The organism is Candidatus Brocadia sinica JPN1 (genome assembly GCF_000949635.1).
Taxonomy (GTDB): domain Bacteria; phylum Planctomycetota; class Brocadiia; order Brocadiales; family Brocadiaceae; genus Brocadia; species Brocadia sinica.
On sequence record NZ_BAFN01000001.1, the window covers coordinates 352,609 to 374,732 of the forward strand.

General features: G+C 39.8%; 17 protein-coding genes and 1 CRISPR repeat array (1 of these 18 running past the window's edge). All 17 genes read right to left on the bottom strand.

What is annotated here, in order from left to right:
• A CRISPR array of direct repeats spans positions 1-7,279; the repeat unit is 29 nt; unit sequence GTTTCAATTCCTTATAGGTTCAATGAAAG (it extends 1,462 nt beyond the left edge of the window).
• A 317-nt stretch (positions 7,280-7,596) separates the two neighbouring features.
• Entirely contained in the window at positions 7,597-7,863 is a 267-nt protein-coding gene (cas2, locus tag BROSI_RS01600; protein WP_052561743.1) for a CRISPR-associated endonuclease Cas2, read from the bottom strand.
• Between the two features lie 193 nt (positions 7,864-8,056).
• Entirely contained in the window at positions 8,057-9,049 is a 993-nt protein-coding gene (gene cas1b, locus BROSI_RS01605) for a type I-B CRISPR-associated endonuclease Cas1b (protein ID WP_052561745.1), read from the bottom strand.
• 111 nt (positions 9,050-9,160) lie between these two features.
• Positions 9,161-9,523, bottom strand: a complete 363-nt coding sequence (locus tag BROSI_RS01610; protein WP_102046812.1) for a GxxExxY protein — start codon at positions 9,521-9,523, stop codon at positions 9,161-9,163.
• 85 nt (positions 9,524-9,608) lie between these two features.
• Entirely contained in the window at positions 9,609-10,118 is a 510-nt protein-coding gene (gene cas4 / locus BROSI_RS01615; RefSeq protein ID WP_052561748.1) for a CRISPR-associated protein Cas4, read from the bottom strand.
• A gap of 292 nt (positions 10,119-10,410) precedes the next feature.
• The gene (locus BROSI_RS01620) at positions 10,411-10,800 is read right to left on the bottom strand and encodes a type II toxin-antitoxin system death-on-curing family toxin (RefSeq protein ID WP_200891666.1); all 390 of its coding nucleotides are present in this window, start codon (positions 10,798-10,800) and stop codon (positions 10,411-10,413) included.
• Positions 10,797-11,024: an AbrB/MazE/SpoVT family DNA-binding domain-containing protein gene (locus BROSI_RS01625; RefSeq protein WP_052561752.1), complete on the bottom strand. Its 228-nt coding sequence runs from the start codon at positions 11,022-11,024 to the stop codon at positions 10,797-10,799. Before BROSI_RS01625 ends, BROSI_RS01620 begins: the two co-directional genes overlap by 4 nt.
• A 293-nt stretch (positions 11,025-11,317) precedes the next feature.
• Positions 11,318-11,692 carry a toxin-antitoxin system TumE family protein gene (locus BROSI_RS01630; RefSeq protein ID WP_052561754.1) on the bottom strand — a complete coding sequence of 125 codons (375 nt, stop codon included), beginning with the start codon at positions 11,690-11,692 and terminating at the stop codon, positions 11,318-11,320.
• Positions 11,692-11,967 carry a hypothetical protein gene (locus BROSI_RS01635; protein ID WP_052561756.1) on the bottom strand — a complete coding sequence of 92 codons (276 nt, stop codon included), beginning with the start codon at positions 11,965-11,967 and terminating at the stop codon, positions 11,692-11,694. The genes BROSI_RS01630 and BROSI_RS01635 overlap by 1 nt, the downstream gene beginning before the upstream one ends.
• Before the next feature lie 386 nt (positions 11,968-12,353).
• Complete coding sequence (locus BROSI_RS01640) at positions 12,354-13,112, bottom strand: hypothetical protein (protein ID WP_052561758.1); 759 nt, start codon at positions 13,110-13,112, stop codon at positions 12,354-12,356.
• Positions 13,081-14,175: a hypothetical protein gene (locus BROSI_RS01645; protein WP_052561760.1), complete on the bottom strand. Its 1,095-nt coding sequence runs from the start codon at positions 14,173-14,175 to the stop codon at positions 13,081-13,083. The genes BROSI_RS01640 and BROSI_RS01645 overlap by 32 nt, the downstream gene beginning before the upstream one ends.
• Positions 14,172-15,617: a hypothetical protein gene (locus BROSI_RS01650; protein ID WP_052561762.1), complete on the bottom strand. Its 1,446-nt coding sequence runs from the start codon at positions 15,615-15,617 to the stop codon at positions 14,172-14,174. The genes BROSI_RS01645 and BROSI_RS01650 overlap by 4 nt, the downstream gene beginning before the upstream one ends.
• Positions 15,614-18,019, bottom strand: coding sequence for a CRISPR-associated helicase Cas3' (gene cas3 / locus BROSI_RS01655; RefSeq protein WP_052561765.1), 2,406 nt, complete (start codon positions 18,017-18,019; stop codon positions 15,614-15,616). The genes BROSI_RS01650 and cas3 overlap by 4 nt, the downstream gene beginning before the upstream one ends.
• Positions 18,020-18,446: 427 nt before the next feature.
• Positions 18,447-18,902, bottom strand: coding sequence for a four helix bundle protein (locus BROSI_RS01660; RefSeq protein ID WP_052565579.1), 456 nt, complete (start codon positions 18,900-18,902; stop codon positions 18,447-18,449).
• Between the two features lie 222 nt (positions 18,903-19,124).
• Entirely contained in the window at positions 19,125-19,643 is a 519-nt protein-coding gene (locus tag BROSI_RS01665; protein ID WP_052561767.1) for an AAA family ATPase, read from the bottom strand.
• A gap of 395 nt (positions 19,644-20,038) precedes the next feature.
• On the bottom strand, positions 20,039-20,602 hold the full coding sequence (locus BROSI_RS01675) for a hypothetical protein (RefSeq protein WP_052561771.1): 564 nt from the start codon (positions 20,600-20,602) through the stop codon (positions 20,039-20,041).
• Positions 20,589-20,804, bottom strand: coding sequence for a hypothetical protein (locus BROSI_RS01680; protein WP_052561772.1), 216 nt, complete (start codon positions 20,802-20,804; stop codon positions 20,589-20,591). Before BROSI_RS01680 ends, BROSI_RS01675 begins: the two co-directional genes overlap by 14 nt.
• Before the next feature lie 240 nt (positions 20,805-21,044).
• Positions 21,045-21,998, bottom strand: coding sequence for a CRISPR-associated endoribonuclease Cas6 (gene cas6 / locus BROSI_RS01685; RefSeq protein ID WP_052561774.1), 954 nt, complete (start codon positions 21,996-21,998; stop codon positions 21,045-21,047).
• Between the last annotated feature and the right edge of the window lie 126 nt (positions 21,999-22,124).

The window sequence follows — 22,124 nt, forward strand, 5'->3', positions numbered from 1 at the left end:
GCTTGGAGCATAAGCAGTCTCTTGTTTCAATTCCTTATAGGTTCAATGAAAGGCCTCACACCTGATGCAGCATAGGCAGCCCTCTGGGGTTTCAATTCCTTATAGGTTCAATGAAAGGGCGTGTGCCATTGCCCGGGCACGCATTTCTACCGGTTTCAATTCCTTATAGGTTCAATGAAAGCCTAACGCAACTGTTAGCTTTTTTGCAGTCCTAGATTGTTTCAATTCCTTATAGGTTCAATGAAAGGAGATAATACCCAAAGCGATTTTGGGTGAAACTCGTTTCAATTCCTTATAGGTTCAATGAAAGGAAAAGGTCATTGTATCAGTTGTTTCATATGTTGTTGTTTCAATTCCTTATAGGTTCAATGAAAGGAAAGACCTTGTAATATTCATTCCCTGAATCATTAGTTTCAATTCCTTATAGGTTCAATGAAAGCCACGCCAAACTTACCCAGGATTCTGTTGATGTTGTGTTTCAATTCCTTATAGGTTCAATGAAAGGGCAGACATCAAGGCAGGCGGCGCAGCGCGTGACAGTTTCAATTCCTTATAGGTTCAATGAAAGATTCTGCATTTGCTGCTTCGCCAACGCCTCATTGTGGTTTCAATTCCTTATAGGTTCAATGAAAGCGTCAAACCTGAGTTTGTTGATTCCGCTTGATGAATGTTTCAATTCCTTATAGGTTCAATGAAAGTCATTGAATTGATATACCTTTTGTTCGCTTTCCCCAGTTTCAATTCCTTATAGGTTCAATGAAAGAAGACAAAGTACAAGGGTAATCGCATTGAACTCTAGTTTCAATTCCTTATAGGTTCAATGAAAGGGCAAATCCGTATTTTCATTACTACCCTTGAACTGCGTTTCAATTCCTTATAGGTTCAATGAAAGGATTGTAGGAGCAATTTTTTGCTTGGAGTGCTTCTGTTTCAATTCCTTATAGGTTCAATGAAAGACCTTACGCGACCAATCTTTATACTTAAAATCTTGTTTCAATTCCTTATAGGTTCAATGAAAGATCAATGCCTATATTGAGCTTGCACAGAAGGGATTCGTTTCAATTCCTTATAGGTTCAATGAAAGCAGAGAGTTGGCTGAAATTTTCAAACTGCAAGGTCGTTTCAATTCCTTATAGGTTCAATGAAAGTCGGCAATATCAGCAGCCGAAAGGGTAACTTCACCGTTTCAATTCCTTATAGGTTCAATGAAAGCCGGACCTGGAGCGATATTATAATACGAAAAACCGTTTCAATTCCTTATAGGTTCAATGAAAGGGAACGGTTTTGCCGGGCTCTCTTTCTGCTTATCTTGGTTTCAATTCCTTATAGGTTCAATGAAAGCGCTTAAAAGTACATACTTTACAAAGACTGGTTTTAGTTTCAATTCCTTATAGGTTCAATGAAAGGCGCTATGTTATAAATGCTTCATCAAGGTCACCAACTCGTTTCAATTCCTTATAGGTTCAATGAAAGTTGGTAAGCATTCATCGATAAGCTGTAGTTTGTTTGTTTCAATTCCTTATAGGTTCAATGAAAGCTCCCACACAGAAACCGACTACGAGTCGGGAAAAGGGTTTCAATTCCTTATAGGTTCAATGAAAGGAATTATTCCATCACAATGACGGCATCTATGTCTTTGTTTCAATTCCTTATAGGTTCAATGAAAGAATATTATTGTCGGGTTTTTAAGCTGTTTTATAACCGTTTCAATTCCTTATAGGTTCAATGAAAGTTTTGTGTCTGCATATGCTGCAAAAAATGCTGTGTGTTTCAATTCCTTATAGGTTCAATGAAAGAAATAAAATAAGCCCAAGTGGTGTTCGCAGCTCCTAGTTTCAATTCCTTATAGGTTCAATGAAAGGCCGAGGTATTACATGGGCAAGGCTGTACTCAACCGTTTCAATTCCTTATAGGTTCAATGAAAGTTTTTCATTAAGTGGGAAAAATTTGACGGAGAAGATGTTTCAATTCCTTATAGGTTCAATGAAAGCGGGGATGTCTTCGCCTACCTTTTCGATGATCTTCGTTTCAATTCCTTATAGGTTCAATGAAAGGGGTTATCATACGATACAGTCTGTCATACATCTTCGGTTTCAATTCCTTATAGGTTCAATGAAAGGAGAATCAGACAGGAATGCGTTTATAACCTCTTTCAGTTTCAATTCCTTATAGGTTCAATGAAAGCATGTGAGATGACACGCGTGTAGTTAGACTGATGTGTTTCAATTCCTTATAGGTTCAATGAAAGAGGTTATAGGCGAGAATCCCGCGAAGTCGATGTCTCGTTTCAATTCCTTATAGGTTCAATGAAAGTTATTTTCATTTCTTCTACTCCTTTCATTGAACCTAGTTTCAATTCCTTATAGGTTCAATGAAAGATCGATGAATATAATGAGCGCTTCGCGGTGCTCCTGTTTCAATTCCTTATAGGTTCAATGAAAGACTGCAAGGTAAATCATTAATCATACCTTGCAATTCGTTTCAATTCCTTATAGGTTCAATGAAAGGATATAAGTATTTAAACCTGCTGACACGGGTGACAGTTTCAATTCCTTATAGGTTCAATGAAAGCAACTTTCGTTACCCGTTCCTCATGCGCCTGGTTCTGTTTCAATTCCTTATAGGTTCAATGAAAGGCTATACTCCCCATTAGGGTTGTCTCTTATGATTTTAGTTTCAATTCCTTATAGGTTCAATGAAAGATTTTTCACTATCAAATCTCTCAACAACCATCAAACGTTTCAATTCCTTATAGGTTCAATGAAAGATGGTTGCTTTTCAGCAACAATCAATTCATCCCTAAGTTTCAATTCCTTATAGGTTCAATGAAAGAAGAATGACTCATCGCAGTGCACCAAGAGGCACCGTTTCAATTCCTTATAGGTTCAATGAAAGTGGATGATCAGGAAATAGAATTTCCTGATCTACTCGTTTCAATTCCTTATAGGTTCAATGAAAGTTATTGTGTTACTACTAATCAATAATTTCCCACCCGTTTCAATTCCTTATAGGTTCAATGAAAGGCCATCGCTGTCGCAGACAAAGAAACTGAATACGGTTTCAATTCCTTATAGGTTCAATGAAAGTAAAAACGGAAGGTTTTTAGTAAAAAGGGAGAAATGGTTTCAATTCCTTATAGGTTCAATGAAAGTGAAAGAAAATAAATGAAAGGGGGTAGGAAAATGAGTTTCAATTCCTTATAGGTTCAATGAAAGGTGATTTTCTCCGCAGGGGTCACACGCCCATGCTGGTTTCAATTCCTTATAGGTTCAATGAAAGGCGACAGCGATGGCAGACATAATTAATTTTTCCAGTTTCAATTCCTTATAGGTTCAATGAAAGATGTTTGATTTCCACTTCTGTAGTATCTTGCACTGGTTTCAATTCCTTATAGGTTCAATGAAAGTCTTTTGGGTTGGCTATTTCTAAAAAATACACCAGTTTCAATTCCTTATAGGTTCAATGAAAGTCAACCTCACCCCCGCAGTCCTCACCTATGTAGGTAGTTTCAATTCCTTATAGGTTCAATGAAAGAAGAAAAGAGCGCCTATCACCGCGCCAGGTTACCGGTTTCAATTCCTTATAGGTTCAATGAAAGGCATCCTCGATACAATCCTTGCGAGAGATATGTAATGGTTTCAATTCCTTATAGGTTCAATGAAAGGTTAGCACAACACAACTAACCCCTAACATCAATCAGTTTCAATTCCTTATAGGTTCAATGAAAGCGCGCAAAGATCAAGCCTTTGCGGTACTCCGCGCCAAGTTTCAATTCCTTATAGGTTCAATGAAAGCACTTTACGGAACCGAAGCAGAGTTCCGCGAAAGTTGTTTCAATTCCTTATAGGTTCAATGAAAGAAAGTCATTAGGCGCGTCCGAATCGTGTGTGTTGAGTTTCAATTCCTTATAGGTTCAATGAAAGGAAATGTGTAATTGTGTTATATAGCATACTAAATAGTTTCAATTCCTTATAGGTTCAATGAAAGCAAGACAGGGCGCGGATTGCTCTTTTTAATATCAACGTTTCAATTCCTTATAGGTTCAATGAAAGATAAAAGCCGCATTAAAGTGCTAAATCATAAGACACGTTTCAATTCCTTATAGGTTCAATGAAAGATATAAACTAATGTGTAAAACGATATACTTTGTAAGGTTTCAATTCCTTATAGGTTCAATGAAAGGATTGTTTGTTAACAATACCGTCCGCGCTCGAAGCGGTTTCAATTCCTTATAGGTTCAATGAAAGTAACGACCGGGGCTTCTTGCTTTAAGGATTTTCTTCGTTTCAATTCCTTATAGGTTCAATGAAAGCCCGAATGATGAAGACGCACCAAAGGACGTGGAAATTGTTTCAATTCCTTATAGGTTCAATGAAAGGCCTTCTTTGGTCACAACTACTCGTTCTACATCCACGTTTCAATTCCTTATAGGTTCAATGAAAGATCAAACCATCACCGCGCATATCCCGGACACGTCCGTTTCAATTCCTTATAGGTTCAATGAAAGTCCGCATGGGCGTGTGACCCCTGCGGAGAAAATCACGTTTCAATTCCTTATAGGTTCAATGAAAGAACAACAACCCCCCCTCATCCACATATAAAATTTATGGTTTCAATTCCTTATAGGTTCAATGAAAGTAATTAATGAATTCACAAAGACTTAATATTAATTGTTTCAATTCCTTATAGGTTCAATGAAAGAATATGACACAAAATACCTCGAACACCGCATAAAAAGTTTCAATTCCTTATAGGTTCAATGAAAGGACGGGGGAGTTTTTAATCAATCTATTTCTATTTACGTTTCAATTCCTTATAGGTTCAATGAAAGGAAGCGGTGATGTAATAATCCCCTTGATTATTCCCGGTTTCAATTCCTTATAGGTTCAATGAAAGATTCCCCACCTGGGTGGGGAATTATAGCCGAAATCAGTTTCAATTCCTTATAGGTTCAATGAAAGTGCCGATCTTTGTCCAGATCACGGTTCCATCCGTAAGTTTCAATTCCTTATAGGTTCAATGAAAGAACTAATGATATAACAACGTTGTTGTCGGGTAAGCGTTTCAATTCCTTATAGGTTCAATGAAAGGTGGTCTTTACCACCTTCTTTACCACCTTCGAGGGTTTCAATTCCTTATAGGTTCAATGAAAGCACACGCCCATGCGGAGCCTATGGTGCCGTAGGCTCGTTTCAATTCCTTATAGGTTCAATGAAAGTGCTGCGCATATGTATGCGGCCAAGACGAGCGCAAGTTTCAATTCCTTATAGGTTCAATGAAAGGGGTGGTATTACTACCCCTTATACCGGGATGATGCCCGTTTCAATTCCTTATAGGTTCAATGAAAGATGAAGGAAAAAAAGAGAAAGAGATTAGTAAACGGTTTCAATTCCTTATAGGTTCAATGAAAGGATGCGTACGTTGAGATTATAAAAAAGTTTGTACGTTTCAATTCCTTATAGGTTCAATGAAAGGGCTGCAATATAGTCGCTCACGAGAGTCCTGACAAAGTTTCAATTCCTTATAGGTTCAATGAAAGCCTTTCTGCGGTGGGCATGAGTGTTTTAGCATCAGTTTCAATTCCTTATAGGTTCAATGAAAGTCCGCATGGGCGTGTGACCCCTGCGGAGAAAATCATGTTTCAATTCCTTATAGGTTCAATGAAAGTATAATTTAACCTGGAAGCAGGTCGCGGAAACGCTGTTTCAATTCCTTATAGGTTCAATGAAAGCCCTTATCGCCCTTTTTATTTCTTCCCCAATCACGTTTCAATTCCTTATAGGTTCAATGAAAGACGAAAACGGGTTTTATATCAAACGTTATGAATATTGTTTCAATTCCTTATAGGTTCAATGAAAGAATGTGCTGGGTGAGGATGGCGATCCGGAAGATAGTTTCAATTCCTTATAGGTTCAATGAAAGTTAACAACACCGTCAGCTATTGAGGCGGGGATAAAAGTTTCAATTCCTTATAGGTTCAATGAAAGGGGGAGTTTTTGTAAATGATCAGGCTACCAGTTATGTTTCAATTCCTTATAGGTTCAATGAAAGTAATCCCGCTCGGTAGCAGGGTGTGGGTAGAAGGTATGTTTCAATTCCTTATAGGTTCAATGAAAGTTAGCATGTTAATTACAATCTCAGCCTTAACCATTCGTTTCAATTCCTTATAGGTTCAATGAAAGTTTAGGTGCAAATGGAATGGTTGAGGTGTTTTGTTCGTTTCAATTCCTTATAGGTTCAATGAAAGAATAACAAAGCTGGTGGCGGAGATACAGCAGATACGTTTCAATTCCTTATAGGTTCAATGAAAGTAGATATTTTAGCACGTTTTTGGTGCCCAGAAAAAGTTTCAATTCCTTATAGGTTCAATGAAAGGAGGCAAGATCGCTTGATGGTAAGCGTGTGTTTAGTTTCAATTCCTTATAGGTTCAATGAAAGGTGAATTGCAGGTGGCGCTATTATGAACGGAGCAATGTTTCAATTCCTTATAGGTTCAATGAAAGATAAGCATCGTTATAAATGTACTACGTCTGGCACATGTTTCAATTCCTTATAGGTTCAATGAAAGTACAGAGAAGTTTACGAAGGGTCTTAAGACAGCTAGTTTCAATTCCTTATAGGTTCAATGAAAGTTTATGCCGCTTGTCAAAAATATCGGCCTGATAGGAGTTTCAATTCCTTATAGGTTCAATGAAAGATTTTCGCTTTGACCCGGCTGAACACAGATATTTCTGTTTCAATTCCTTATAGGTTCAATGAAAGCCCGACTCTGATGGAAAAGCCTTAAGTCACGAGCGTTTCAATTCCTTATAGGTTCAATGAAAGCCCATGCACAATACGATAAGCACTTACAATCGCATGTTTCAATTCCTTATAGGTTCAATGAAAGATGCCCAGGGTGAAGGTCACCCAGTAGGTGTCTGTATGTTTCAATTCCTTATAGGTTCAATGAAAGCACGATCTAATAGCACATGGTTTTTTAAGTTTGTTGTTTCAATTCCTTATAGGTTCAATGAAAGCTATCTCGCCTATATCGTTGATTGTCAGGGGAGACGTTTCAATTCCTTATAGGTTCAATGAAAGGTATCTTTGCTTCTGCCGCTGTAACCGGCTCTGATGTGTTTCAATTCCTTATAGGTTCAATGAAAGATCATGTGGTGGAATTTTTTCTAAAATTTTTTGCATGTTTCAATTCCTTATAGGTTCAATGAAAGGAGTTAAGGGATCGTATCTTAGGACGTCTTAAAAATGTTTCAATTCCTTATAGGTTCAATGAAAGACGTTTTACCGATGCAGTAAATACAAGGGTTTACGGGCCTGTTTGAGGTCAAAAACGACCACTTTTCTCGTCGATCTTCAGTCATGTAAAAAACCCGATAGGTTGACATGATGAATACAAATTGTTGTTTCATAATAGGTTAATCCTCATACTAGACCCGTCGATTAAATCTGGCATGGGTTACATTGCCCTATTTGTCACGGGTTGACAAATTCATTTGGAATATTTTTGCCGCGAATGAATACCAATTTACCCAAGTAATCAAGATCATTTTACAGGGACACGGCACACCATGTCCCTACAATACCATTCCGCAGTCAAAGTACGTTGTCCACTGGCCTTTTTTCTGTCCCGACAATTTCCTTATCCAGCCATTTTTCATTTCTTGATTTAAAGATGATAAGTGAATCCTCATCCTCTTCGTTCATTATTTTTTTCGCCCTGATCTTCAATTCTTCCAACCGGGCCTCCGTGATCTCACCTTCAAATACTGAATTCTGGATATGATGGAGATAACTCCTGCAAAGTTTCAGCATCTTCCCGCATCTTTTTTGATCCACATCATATACGGCAATAACGTACATTATTTTTCCCCACGTAAATTAACAGGGATATACAAGATATACAGGATAATGTAAATAAAAGAGGAAGGTAGTAGTGGTATTTTTTCAAAAAGCTAAATTATTGCAAAATCTCTGTCGATTAAATTTCTCTCATTTTTTTCTCTTTTGATAACGCCCCATTGATCCTGTTTATCCTGTCAATCCCTGTTTAAAGTCACCACCATATCTTAAACCCTTCATATTCCTGCTCGTCAATCAGGTGTTTTACCAATTTGTAACATTCTAATCGAATAAGATACCGGTAAGAGACCTGTCTTTCAAGTTTTTTATGGCTAATAATGGTCTTTAGCCTTTCGTCATATTCCTTGATCACGGTCTTTCTGCCCTTTTCGTTGAGGTAACAGAGATTCACCTCCATCATGAAATCATTTTCAGTAATCTGCTGGCGATTGAGCAGGGTAAATATGGTCCTGTCACTAAAGATGGGCTTAAATATCTCTGCCATGTCCAGGCTCAGAGAATACCGGCGTTCCCCTGGCTCGTGGAGATACGAGATAAGCGGGTTTAGCTGTGTATGATATATCTCACCAAGACAGGTTGTATAGACCATAGAATTGAGGTAGGAAATCAGGGCATTGACCATATTATCCGGCGGCTGCTTGATCCTGCGTTCAAATTCTATCTCCTGATCGATAATGGTGGGCCATGCCTTGTAATAGGTATTCCGGATGTTCCCTTCGAGCCCCATCAACTCCTCTACTACATTAATTTTTTCTATCTGTGCCCTAAACCCTTCAATGGTACCGATAAACTCATCCAACCCTTTGCCTCTGTTGCTGTAATATCGCAGATTCTTCAGGATGTTAAAACTGGCCGCATCAACAAACGCCCTTGCCAGTGCAATCCTCTTCTGACGGCTTGTATAATGGTTTACCTGTTTCACAAGGAGCTGCCCGGAGTTTAAGTATTCTCTTGGATAGTAACTGCCTGAATAATAACCATAGTAATTGAAGACGTGGACAGGTATGCCCTTCTGTGCCAGGTAATTAAAGAGTTTGGTATTGAAATCGATCTCACCAAAGGCGTAGAGTGCTTCAGTGTTTTCGATGGGAATAACAGACCTGGTACCATCCTCCTTCTCGAAGAAGATGGTATTTTCCTGTCGTTTCAGACGGCCGTTGTTAAAGATATAATAATTCTGTTTCATGGATATGAACAGGGATGTACAGGATAGACAGGATAAAAAAGACGTTATTCAAGAATTACACGATAAAAAGATTAAATATCCTGTTCATTCTGTCTATCCTGTTTATTCTCTCTATTTATGCAAGCGTCTGTATTCGAGCTTGGGATTTCCAAAGTTAATTAACAAACCAACTTCAACTCCCGTTGCCTTAAGATAATTGATTACTTGTGCTTTATGCTCCGGCGCTAATTTCGTAACTGCTTTCAGTTCCAAAATAACAGTATTCTCAACCAATATATCAGCAAAATACTCGCCAACTACTATCCCACGAAATTTAACATTAAGTGGAAATTGAGATTTTGTATTCAATCCCTTATCTTTTAGAGCAATAAGCAACGCCTTTTCATATACAGATTCTAAGAACCCAGCGCCAAGTTCATTGCTTACTTCAAAACATGTCTCAAGTATCTTTGCTGTTAATTCTTCATGAATCATGGCCATTATGCACCTCCTTATCTTGTTTATCCTGTTTATCCCTGTTAAATGGACTCTTTTTATTTTTTATCTTTTCCATCCCTTTTCACACCCAGCAAATATCCCCATAGCTACAGCACTTGCACATCTTCGTCTTTTGGTGTGGTGGAGGCAATTCGGCATTCACGATATCTTGAATTTCCTTCAAAATTGATTGAATCTTTTCGTCATCACCCTGTTCTAAAAATACGTCCAGGGTCTTTTTGAGTTTTGGATAATTTATCTTGCCCGTAATACCCTCCGCCCCCTTTTGTTTCAGATACCAGAGGTAATACTTCAACTGCCAGATATGCGGTTCTTCCACCTTGTCAGATTTTTTCACCTCGTGAATGACCCTGTCCTTACCAATAAAGTCAATTTTAATCGTGTCGTCAATATCAATCTCCTTCTTCTCCCGTTCATATGACGTCTCATGGATCAGCTTGCCGAGGTAGACCGCGTCACTCGTCTGTTCCATCTCAATATTTCTGGAAAAATACCAGAGCTTCTTTTTGCAGAGGAAGTAGTAGTTCATCTGGGTGCCGGTGAAGCGAATACTTTTTAAATTAACGTCCATTATAATTTAGCCGCGAACACTTTATTAACAGGGATAGACAGGATGGACAGGATATTTTCTTATCGTTTCCATTTCTGTTAGGTAAAGATTACCACAAAGGGTGATGAGAACGTAAAGAAATAAAGGAAAAGGGGAAATTTTGTATACTGCTATCGCCTATCCTTTTTTATAGGAAATATAGTAACCTGAATATTTAATATGGCAAGTTAAATATTAAGGGTAATAGACAGACCAAAAGTGTTCGTTTCACTCCAGATAGCCAAACGAGACCAACGAAATAATCTACATCCATTCAGTCTTTCAATTTTCTCAATACGCTGGCGAATTCACTTTTGTTAAGTTTTCCCGTTGAAAGGTCCAGCATGGCGTCGTAGAGTTTCCCCTGAGGATCCGAAATGCTGATTCCATTAAGTTCGAGAAAGACCAGCGTGGATACCAGGGCGGTACGCTTGTTACCATCAACAAAAGGATGATTTTTACCGATGTGAAATGCATAAGCTGCTGCCATTTCATAAATATCGTTATGTAAGTATTCACCATGAAACGATGCGTGTGGCATTGCAATAGCTGAAGATAAAAGGTTTATATCCCTTATCCCTGGCAAACCTCCATACAATTCTATCTGATTGGTGTGTATAACAACAACTTCGGCAAGGGTCAGAAAAAGGATATTTCTCATCATTCTGCCAACTTTTTCAGTGTTTTTCCGTGTTTTTTATTTACTTTTTCTAAAGCCGCTCTAAACCTCTTTTCTCTATCCTTGTCATGAACTGGCGAAATAATGAGATTTTCCCCATCTGTGGTGATTTCGAGTGGTGTATTCATATCAACCTTGAGAAGTTCCAGGATAGGTTTGTCGATAATTAACGCAGCGCTGTTACCGTGGGGGACCAGATTTTTAAGCATATTATCTCCTGAAATTTGGTATTTTTTAAATTTTAAACGCTACCAGGACACCAAGCTTTGAAGAAAGCCCTGACGACTTAGCAACGGTATAGCAACCGTGAATTTTCTGAACGTATATCATTGTATATACATCGTACTACCACAACATACTTCGTTCAATACATTTTTTCTCACTTCAGTGTTTCCAAATTATTTTTACAGGATAGGCAGGATGTTTTCAGTATATTTTCTTATCCTGTTCATCCTGTCTGTCCCTAAACCTTTTTCCACTCTTTAAAAGCGTGTCCATTTATTTAAACCGGCTGATCTGCAAGTCTCATTTTGACTCTGACAAATTCAAGGAACGCCCTAAAACCCTCCAAAATAGCCAGAGGAAAAGGGGATGCCTCCACATTCATTTGTGACCCGTTATGGAAGTGATATGGATAGGAGGAAACATTGCTCCAATTTTTATCAGGAAAATTATCGTATCGGAAGATAGTGCCATCAGTGTCTGTCACTTCCCAGTGGAAGCCGAATTTATCAGGTAGTTTCTGTGATAGACTGACATCAATGAAACCGTGTTTAACCAGGAAGATTCGCAGTTTATGGTCAACAATCAGGGAATCCTTTACGATATCTGCGAATTCAATCTCTGCAATCTTTCTGAGTTCATCAATCGAAGGCATTAAACCTTCTCCAGAAGTTTTTTTACTTTTTCCCGTTCGGCTTCAAGATTATCAAGGACAAAGTAGTCATCGTAAGCATCCTCTTCGCTGATAAATCCCTCTTTTGCCTTAGAATCCAGTTCAAAGACGTCTTTTACACCATATTTCTTTGCAATGAGAAATATATCTGCCTCTATCTTTGCCAGTTTTTGGTGAAGATATGTCCTCATGCTTTCCCTGAGAAGTTCATCGGGATTCAGGTGAAACTCTTTCGCTATCATATCAATAACAGTCATAAATCGACCTCCAAAGGCATTATATCAAGGCCAATAAGCTTGTACAACTTTATAAAGAAGTGCTATTTTAACAGGGATTAACAGGATAGGCAGGATATTTCAGCATATTTTCCTGTCCTGTTCATCCTGTTCATCCTGTTCATCCCTGTTAACAAAAATTCGTACCTATCCATGTTCATCCTGTGTCTACCTTGCCCTTTTCCCTTCTATTAATAGGATAAAAAGGTGTGTTTCTTCATGCCTGCTTTGAACCACGCTATTTATACTGCCGATTCAACGATAATTTTAGCCTCGCACTGAAATCCTTACCGATGGCATAATGCCATAAAATTAAAAGTTACAAATCTAATAACTCCATCAAATCGTTAAATTGTCGATTTATCCTTTTAATTTTTTCGATAAATTTTACCTCTGCTTGTTCCTTCAAATCTACCTTTAATAAAATATGGAACTTGTTCCGTGTCTTTTCCTCCAGCCATCCACCAATGGGGCAAGGTTGATTCAAGGGGTATATTCTTAAACCGTGAAAGCGTTACAGCCGTACAACCTGATTGTATATTAGTTTTCCATTGTTCCGGCGGCATGTAAACCACAGCTTTCGGTTCAGAGCAGTTTTCCACATTGCCAACTAATGAACACATCGAATCATGTGTTCCCAAATGCCCCAAATTTGTAAGAGCCAATTCTGCCACTTCTGCCACCACACGATGTTCTTCAGGAATTCCCACATAAACGGTAGTTTGCCCTTCAACCAAGCCGTACTCACGAGTTCCCTGGTTAATGTTGGTCAATCCAAGACGAGGGTTTTGCTTGTCATACTTGTCTGTCTCATACCTCCTTAATTGATGGAATGCCCTGAAAAATATGACTCCATCAGGCGCATCAACTACAACATTGCAATGGTGAACAACACCGAGAAAAGATTTTGCCTCGCTTTCTTTTCCTAAAGAAAATAGAGTTGAAGCAATTCCAAGCAAGACGGTTGTTGGTGAAACAACCGGCGACCCCATTGCTGATGCAAAGGCAGAGCGTGGATCACGGTAGGCGTAGGTATGGAACTTATACGCTGCCTTGAGCCAACTTAATGGAAGTCCTGGAACTGTCACAGCAGGTTCAGGATTTGGTTTGCCCTTTTTTCTCGACATTATTATTTCCCTCTATTTTGGATTTAATCTGAGGTATAGTACTTATTAGTTGCTGTGCATCTTTAAATGTCCATACCCATGTATCAGCATTTGGATTGTCCATATTCTCATTTTTATCATTTGCCAAGTTCTTCATTGTTTCTGCATAGGACGGCTCTGCCTGCACAGGCTTATCATTATTAGTTAAATCCACCTTTATCGGCGAAGTAAACGGCGCTGTTCTGGCAGAGGTCAAAAGAATTGCCCCTTTTGTTAGAAATACATGGGGCGCCCATCCTGCTGTTTTTGCGCCCGTTGGTGAGGCAATAAAGTTTATTATCGCTTCAATAAGTGCTATTTGACGCTTTTTCTGGTCTTGTTCGGTTACGGCAAGACGCGGTTTATTGTTTTGCAAATACCAATAGTCATCAGTTCCAATACGGTGCAGATCAGCTCGAATGACGCCACCATAAGTATTGGAGCGCATAGATTGAGCATAGCGACTATTCATTGAAGCCGAATCACGAAATGCAGAATGTTGAGTAACAGTTAAGTCTTGAGGATTTTCGCTAATCAGCCAAGCCACATCAAAGCAGGATTCTCTTTTCACAGGGTCAACGCTTCCAAGCGTGGCGCAACACCGATTAATGTAATCGCTTTCTGCCACATAATCGCCTGCATTGGCACCACCTTGCGCATCTTTCCATGCGGCAAGAAAACCACCGGCATCAAGGACAGCACATTTTTCTATTGCTGCTCTAACGCTTGAAAAAAGGTTGTTTGCGTCGAGCGTAACAGCGGCGGCGTTATTATTTCTTGCAGCCGAACGGATTCCAATTGGGCCTCTATCTGGATGCAAACCTTCGCTCAATGGCAGCATTGCAATTGTTTGGCTCCGGCAAATATCAACAAAATTTTCCAAAATATGTCGCCTGATAATTTCACCACTTATTCCATCATAAGTCACGCTGCCAACATCAATACGACGGGGCTGCATCAAATTACTTCCGTCAGCCCCCTCATTGTTTAAGGCATGAAAACCAAGCCCCAAGCGATAGGCAAAAGATATGCTCCATAGTTTCATTGTTGTTCCTCCTCTTTTGAATTATTTATTTCAGAGGCATCTGCATCTGAAATCTCTGGTTCCGACTCTTTCGGTTTATATGTACTCTCTTGAATTAGATACATCCTGAACAGATCACGGAAAGTCTCGAAGTCACGTCCCTCTCCAATGCTTGCCAATAACGCTGAAGGGTTGTAGTCTTCTTTCCTGTGAACTGTTCCAATTTGTCCATGCTCACGATGTCCTTGTTCGAGAAGAATTAAAGCCCTTTCCCGGAAGGCTCTTGCTGAAGGTGCAGAACGAAGCATAACAACTTCGTCATACCACACCTTGCCCTTTTCACCCTCACCAGCCTTGCTCTGTCGTGCAAAATAGATGGCTGATGCCACGGCTTTTGCAAACTTGCGTACCGCCTCATGATCCCCTTTCCAATCCCCATAGCTCATGCTAAACACCTCCTTTACATATTCCTGTTTTATGAAAATGTGTGAATATCCTTTAGCCTTCAATCGTTCCTGTGATGTAATCATTGACGATAAATGCTTCCCCACCGGTTGCATCAGCCAATAAGCCATTGCAAGGGCATCAGAAGCAAATTCTGTAGCCTTATAATCTCTTCCCTTCTTACTCCACCCCTTGCCTACTAACGTTCTAAAGATACGATATCCATGAACTGCGAAATCAGCAGTCTCAATTTTGTCTATGGCTGTTGATTTTATTGAAATCAAGCCAGAATAGTTATCGCTTCGTTGACTTCCCAAGTTAGTGTTAAAAGCGACCGCAGACAACCTTTTTTCGTAGCCTTCCGAAAAAAGCGATGATTTAAGGGACAACAAAGCTAATGCCTGCGAGCAGATAACATTTGGCAATCCAAGCCAGGCACGTAAAGGGCTTACGACTTTGGATAGATCAATTCGTCCCTCAAACACGGGTAAAAATAAAATGTTTCCTAAACTTTCCGTTCTCTTCTTCCCGGCAAAGGCAAGCAATCCTTGACCTAATGGAATGTTAGCCTTACACTCAGGTTTGGATGTCTGACCCGTTTGTAAAGTTTCGTAACTGTATGCCGATATGCCCCTGATTCCTGTCTGTAATGCCGAGTCATATCTCTTTTCTCCTTCTATGGAATAACTCTCAGAAATGATTTGTTTCTTGAATAAATGTGGTTGCAGATGATTACTGCAATACTCTTTGGCATCCGGCCGTTTCTTGTCCCACACTTGTTTAAATGCGCTTTCATCACGGCCATCCAAATGGGAGCGTCTCCTTCCGGTAATTTCCCACTCCTTCCCAGCGTCATAGATTGTAACATCCTCCCGCAATCCAATGTATAAATCAATAGCTCCATAAAGTTGTAATACATCAAAGAACGGCAAGCCGGTCTTTGGGACAGACAATGTAACCGGCTTTCCTCCAAAGTCCTTTAGAGTTGACGATGCCTTTGACCAATCAAAAGTCATCATAGTTCTTCCCTCCACATCTCCAAATCCTCCCCTGCGGCGTCCTCCCTGTCAGCCAAAAGAATTGCACGACCGACAAGGGCATAGATGGGAAAGAGGTCTACATTCGGTAATAATAGCGGCACATCTTCCGGTGAGGGAGTTTTCTTTGCGGCTTCAAGGATTTCACCGGATTGGTTTAATATTGTTTCAGAGTCAGAAACGGCTTTTAAGACATCTTTTATAAAGTTATCTGTTTGCAGATGAGGTTCAAAATGATACCTTACTTGAGACGGATTCAAAAAGCTTGAATGGTGGCGGACCGCAGACAGCGCAATAGAGCGGATTAGATATTCAGACGAACCAAGAGAGCCAATCAATAAATCAGAGGCTTTTATCATGGCGTTATACCCAGGCGGTGTATGTGGGATACCTATAGAATCTCCGGTTTTTGAAGTGCGGCCAATAAGTTCCGAAATGTGTTTACCCTGAATTTTTACAGCTTTCTCCTGCCATCTCTTATCCGCCTTTCCCAAGTCGTGAAAGCCGGCAGCAATGATACTCAACATTACAACGACATCAGCAAGAGCGTTAGCATCTTTATCAGGCTCGAGAAATTGAAGAATCTTTATAAGTGTCTTACGATACATGCCATTTTCCGTAAAACGCTGATGAACTTTTTCCATAACACCGGCGGTATGGTCACAAAGGGTTTGCAGCTTTCCGCCTTCTTTCTTAAAAGATTCTTCCGTTCTTTCCCTCTTATCCAGCCAATTGCTGTTAAGAATTGCATCTTGCATTTCACTTTCATCTTTGACGAAACACAGTCCTTTAGTTCTGTGCAGATAGGCTACAGATGAAGGAACAATCAAGATATCGCCAAGTCTAACGGAATCAGTCGGTGTGATAATTAATTCTCCATCTTCGTTATGCCGAACTACAACGCACTTGCCCGGCGCTTTCCTTATTAACCCCCATGCGCTGCCAAGAGAAATAGAAGATGTTTCAGGGTGTTTACCTTGCATGAGCATAAATTGCAGATCACGCTGCGCCAAGTCGTCTATGTGCACCGACTCGCCCTCTTCGATAGCAACTTCCAAAGATAGAATCTCCCTGAATACGCCTGCAATCTCGCCGGGTTTCTGCTCCTGTGCGGCACGGTCGAAAAGGTTTAAGGCAAAGGTTGTTTCATTCAGCGATTCTTCTACTGATTCGACAGCTTTTTTAGAATCACCGCCCCAAGCCTGATTTACCCATGATTGTTCAGTTGTCCAAGTAAGTAGTTGATCTGCCGGAAGATATTCTAAAGCGGCCATGACTAACGCCGATTTATAAGGCAAGGACAATTTTTCTATTTCCGTTTTAGTCGCCTTTAAAACAATGAACTGCCCTTTGGCTTCACCGTTTCTGAACCATCTTCCGCATCGTCCAGCCCTTTGCACCAGAGTGTCCACAGGCGCAGGGTCAGAAATGACTAATGGAGCGGAAATGTCAAGACCTGCTTCCGCAACTTGATTTGTCAGCAAAATCCAATCACCATCCTGCGATCCCTTCCCAAAACAAGCATACGCCCTCTCCTCTGCATCAGCCCGCCATGACCGAGGCATACGATTGTGGAGAACAATAATTTTATCGGCACTTACATCGGCCTTTATCAATCGGCCATAGGTTTCTTGCAGTCGCTCTACTGTATTCGCAAAGTATATCCTTTTCTCCTGAGTATTTTTCAATCTGTCATCAAGTTGCTGCCAGTCAAGCTTCTTATCCTCACCCTTTCCTTTGTTTTTCAGTTCAAGCGTTGAGATAGTAACTTTTCTGTGATTTTCACGGAGTTGAAGCCCTTCATCTTCTACAACCTCTCCTTCACCCACGATAACCGATTCCAAACCCAATTGGTTGGAAATTATTGATACCACGGATTTTGGCAAAGTGGCTGTAAGCACTATAGTTTGCAAACCAAGTTTTTGTCTAAAATCTATGATAGCCAGTAAAATTGATAGAGCTTTATCAGAGATACTCCAAGCCAAATGAGTTTCATCCAAGATCAGACGCGACATCAGCAATGCCCCTGCTACGGCATGTCCTGCTTTTAGTGGAAGACTGAGAGGCAAGCCAGGGACAGCACAAACAACCTGATCATAGGTTGTAATGACAACCTCCTCACCGAACAACTTACTTTCCTGAATATCTCCGTGATGGATAACAGCTGGTATCTGCTTACCATTTCGGTTCAGGCTGGAAATCTCTTTTTGAATTCCCTTGCCAAGTGACCTCAAAGGAACGGCATAAACCATTTTACAAAAACCATCCTGGATATCACCTGTAACGGCAAGCGTTTTCCCTAAGCCTGTTGGAGCAACAAGAAGCAGCGACTTACCGTCTTTCAATTTGTTAATTACATGCTTCTGAAATTGCGTATACTCCATATCTTATTTCCTCCCCGTATCCACCCACGGATTCCCTGTCCAATTAAATAATGGCATGGTTAACCTCCGGTAAAAATAATCGTTCAAGCTGATGAAACCGATTAAACCGTTTAAGCCGAAAAGGCAGTACAAACCGTTCAAGTCGATAAAACAGTTCAAGCAGTTCAAATTGTTCAAGCCGGTAAAACCGATCAAACTGTTTAAACCGTACAAACAGTTCAAACAGTAAAACCGAACAAACAGTTTAAGCCGAAGAATTCGTTTAAGCCGTTTAAACTGAAAAAACAGCTCAAGCAGTAAAACAGATAAAACCGATTAAGCCGAATACAAGCTGTTCAAACCGATAAGAAACCGTTCAAACCGAGTAAACAGTTCAAACCGTTTAAGCCGATTAAGCTGTTTGAACGGTTTAAACTGATTAAGCGGATTAAACTTCTAAATCATTTTTTGCTTTAATCTTCTTCATTATTTCATCTAGCGTTTCTTTCGTACTTTTTCGCTCTGGCATTTTATACTTTGGGCCTTTATACCGGCTGCCTTTCAGGTGTTCCATGAAGTTATTTATCATAATTGACAGTTTTTTAAAGTCGTCAATTAATCGCTTACATTCATTCTCACCAACATAGCCTTGATCCAAAGCAACGTATATCTGACTGCGCACTTCTCCGCTTGATCCTTTTGCAATCGATAAAAATTGGATAAACTCCTGATTGCCTCCTCGTTCGTGTCCTTCAGATATGTTTGACATGACTGAAACAGAGGCACGACGGATTTGATCTCTTAGTCCATAATCTTTTGAAAATGCACCGTTGGATGTAACTTTGTAAATCTTATTCGTCAATCCTCTTGCTAATTTCCAGACTTCAAGGTCTTCGAAGTACATGGTTGTCTCCCTTATAAAAAAAAGTTTAAGCGGATTAAGCCGTTTAAACCGTTCAAGCCGGATAAGCTGTACCAGCGGATCAAACCGTTTAAACAGGAGAATCCGTTCAAACCGCTGAAATCGATCAAGCAGAAAAAAACCGTTCAAGCCGATTAAGCCGTTCAAACTGTTTAAGTCGTTCAAACCGAGTAAACCGTTAAATCGTTCAACAGAGTTACATTATTAAATTCTATACCACTTTAATTTTTCCATAACCGTTTTATAGACTTCATCCTGGTTAAGTTTTGTTGTATCAATCCGAATATCGGCGGATACCTTCCTGAAATCCTTAAATAACTTTTTTACAAACTCGTATTTATCCCGGTAATTTTTGCTAAATAACCACTCGCCGCCTTGCTCGTCTTTCTTTTTCTTCTGAATCCTTTCATAGAGAATCTTCCTCTGCGCCTCTAATTTTACCGTCACCCTTTGCAACAGCGGGAGGGCTGTTTTCAGAAATGATTCTCTACAGTTCAAGCCCGTAGTTTCCAAGATGCAATTTCTCCACCTTTGCCTGGATAGATCGTAATAGAGCGCAAGCCATGCATCGGCTTTACCAAGAGGCGTTGCAGGATATTTTGAACGGTAATTACCAATCTGAAATACCGGCAGATTCAACTTCTTTGATAATCTTTTTCCCAGAGTGGTTTTCCCGGCACCTGGCAAACCGATAATGTGGATGATTGGAAAAATTTCCTTCATCAGCAAAACCTTTTCTGTTACCTTTTGTGTAAATATTCCCTATACAAAAACATACTTTGAATTACATGAAAGGGTATTTTATTTCAACGACCTTTTGAACAGGGATGTACAGGATGAACGGGATATTTTATCTTGTCTATCCTGTCTCTCCCTGTTAAAAGCCGCCCAGTATCTCTTCGGGTTCATGCGTGGCTGACCAAAAATCCTGTAACACACCCCCTAACCCCTCTTTCTAGAGGGAAGCTTAAAAGTAGCTGCCAAAGGCAACCTAACTAAACCCTGTCTCTGCAAAATTATCCTGTCTATCCTGTCCATCCCTGTTCATTTTTTTGTTCAAACCAATTAAGCCGTTTAAACAGATATCGTCTTTAATGCATCTTTTTTAGCTGTTACCATTATTCCTTTACCCGTCTTAATACTGCATTCCAAATTTCGCGAAGGTCTAATCTATCTGCCCATTGAGTGATGTAGTCAATGTCTATAATGTCACCTGATATTTTGAGGATTCCGGTAATATCTCTCAGGTGTTTTTCAGAAGCACCCTCTTTATAAAATTCCATTTTTTTTATCATAACGTCTTCCGGTGATGAGAAGTTTGCCTGGTATGTTTCAGCAGGATAGATACGATGTATCCGTTTAAACCGGCACTCGTCAAATGGTGTATTTTTCTTTACGATTACATCTACCTTAAGACCTGATGCCGGATGTATAATGTTGAACTGTCCTCTATAACGAATTGCATTCCTTATCATTTCCTCACTAATATAGAATTCCTGAATAGGAAAAGCATTGAGCAAGCCGGGAATATGTTCTTCTTTTATATCTGCTATAATGTCAATGTCATTCGTTAATCGTGACTCTCCATATGCCATAGCAGCGACAGACCCGGTTACCAGATAAGGAATCCGAAGTCGTTCAAGGATTTCAACAATCTTTTGTAGCAGTTCAAACGGCCCCATGCGTAAGCCTCCTGGTCACTTCCTGGGCAAGTCTTTTAGCATCCCATTCAGGATGAGTTTTTTTTAGATAAGTCATGAGCATATTACGCGCTGATATCCACAAGTTAAAACCAATGCAAATCCTTTCTGCAGGTGTTTTGTGGCGCAGCACTTCTGCCATAGCATCATCCACCACTTCAATTTGTCCTTTATCCAGTCTCATAATACCCGAACATGTCGGAAGAGATTATCAATACTGTGAACTTTTATCGTCTTATAATAAATCAACGTTCCTTACAATAATATATCATTTTTATTTGATTTAGTTCGGGTTAGTTAGCCAAAAAACTTAGAATCAACTTTCCGGCATTTAAAAAAAATACGCACTTCTATGAATTGGCTTGGAAGTCTTGTATTATTTGACAACAATTCTGACTCCCATTCATTATCATTCCTACCCCGTCTATCTCTGTTTCAAAGACGCAAGATATTGCGTCTTTACAAAGTTATCCTGTCTATCCTGTCCATCCCTGTTCATTTCCACATATCCGCATCCCATGCTGTTATTCTGTCCAAAACCGCACTCAAGGCCGATCCGGATCAATTCTTTTGGCCCGGTTACGGTAAAGGATTGTAATGTCCCTTTTATGTTGATGGGTTTTGTGCTGCCGTCCAATCCCTTCTTAAAGATGGTAAACTGTTTCACGGATTTTCCCTTGATAGCATGGAAATCGAATTTCAACGGTTCGCCTTCAAAAGGTTTGCCATAGAGGGTATTGTATTTGTGAATGAGGTTTTGGTTTAGGAGTTCTTTATAATCTTCGTCTCCCGGAAATAAGAAGACATCATGCTGGCCGTATGGCATGGGTTTTTTGATGAAGATGGGAGATTCTAAGGGGCGTAAATTCAAACCGATCGATCCGTTCAAGCGGTTTAAATCGCTTAAGCCGCTTGAACCGTTTAAACTGTTTAAACTGTTCAAAGGATCCGGAAGGGTTTCTACCCTGTGAATAGTTACCTGCTGTCGCCCCAGGGTTATTTCATTTCCTTCCCGGAAGATACCGTCTATTAAGTGCTGGATGAATTTATCGACCGGGGATGCGATCTGAAAAGAAAAGGTAAAGGGATTGGTTTGAGAAGCTTTGAATGAAAAACCTTCAGAACAGTTCAAACCGTGTAAGCCGTTTAAGCAGTTTGAACTGATGATCTTGATTTGCTTGTGGAATGTGATACCGGAAAATACAAAGAACTTGAATCGTTTATCGTTTTTATAGACGTAACCTTGCTCATGCAGCCATGAGGAATAATCAGGATTCGATTTAGACAAAAATTCGTAAATAATGGCTTGTAGCTGATGTTGATAGTTGAAGTCAATGATGCCGGATTTATCTGCTGAGAGGATTATTTTTATTCTCATTTTATTTTCCTTCCGATTTTCTATCAAAAAATCAAAATTCTTACTCCTCTGTTCTCTCGTGGTTTTTTATTCCTGATCTGCCCCCTTGTTTTGCACACCATAACATATCAGGAGACTATGTCAACC

What these genes read in the sequence shown, in the direction of transcription:
- BROSI_RS01650 (WP_052561762.1), bottom strand. Translation starts at nt 15,617, where the DNA reads ATGATGACTTTTGATTGGTCAAAGGCATCGTCAACTCTAAAGGACTTT.
- cas3 (WP_052561765.1), bottom strand. Translation starts at nt 18,019, where the DNA reads ATGGAGTATACGCAATTTCAGAAGCATGTAATTAACAAATTGAAAGAC.
- cas6 (WP_052561774.1), bottom strand. Translation starts at nt 21,998, where the DNA reads ATGAGAATAAAAATAATCCTCTCAGCAGATAAATCCGGCATCATTGAC.
- BROSI_RS01675 (WP_052561771.1), bottom strand. Translation starts at nt 20,602, where the DNA reads ATGGGGCCGTTTGAACTGCTACAAAAGATTGTTGAAATCCTTGAACGA.
- BROSI_RS01645 (WP_052561760.1), bottom strand. Translation starts at nt 14,175, where the DNA reads ATGAAACTATGGAGCATATCTTTTGCCTATCGCTTGGGGCTTGGTTTT.
- BROSI_RS01665 (WP_052561767.1), bottom strand. Translation starts at nt 19,643, where the DNA reads ATGAAGGAAATTTTTCCAATCATCCACATTATCGGTTTGCCAGGTGCC.
- BROSI_RS01625 (WP_052561752.1), bottom strand. Translation starts at nt 11,024, where the DNA reads ATGCTTAAAAATCTGGTCCCCCACGGTAACAGCGCTGCGTTAATTATC.
- cas4 (WP_052561748.1), bottom strand. Translation starts at nt 10,118, where the DNA reads ATGGACGTTAATTTAAAAAGTATTCGCTTCACCGGCACCCAGATGAAC.
- BROSI_RS01680 (WP_052561772.1), bottom strand. Translation starts at nt 20,804, where the DNA reads ATGAGACTGGATAAAGGACAAATTGAAGTGGTGGATGATGCTATGGCA.
- BROSI_RS01610 (WP_102046812.1), bottom strand. Translation starts at nt 9,523, where the DNA reads ATGATTCATGAAGAATTAACAGCAAAGATACTTGAGACATGTTTTGAA.
- BROSI_RS01660 (WP_052565579.1), bottom strand. Translation starts at nt 18,902, where the DNA reads ATGTACTTCGAAGACCTTGAAGTCTGGAAATTAGCAAGAGGATTGACG.
- cas2 (WP_052561743.1), bottom strand. Translation starts at nt 7,863, where the DNA reads ATGTACGTTATTGCCGTATATGATGTGGATCAAAAAAGATGCGGGAAG.
- cas1b (WP_052561745.1), bottom strand. Translation starts at nt 9,049, where the DNA reads ATGAAACAGAATTATTATATCTTTAACAACGGCCGTCTGAAACGACAG.
- BROSI_RS01620 (WP_200891666.1), bottom strand. Translation starts at nt 10,800, where the DNA reads ATGATGAGAAATATCCTTTTTCTGACCCTTGCCGAAGTTGTTGTTATA.
- BROSI_RS01640 (WP_052561758.1), bottom strand. Translation starts at nt 13,112, where the DNA reads ATGTCGAGAAAAAAGGGCAAACCAAATCCTGAACCTGCTGTGACAGTT.
- BROSI_RS01630 (WP_052561754.1), bottom strand. Translation starts at nt 11,692, where the DNA reads ATGCCTTCGATTGATGAACTCAGAAAGATTGCAGAGATTGAATTCGCA.
- BROSI_RS01635 (WP_052561756.1), bottom strand. Translation starts at nt 11,967, where the DNA reads ATGACTGTTATTGATATGATAGCGAAAGAGTTTCACCTGAATCCCGAT.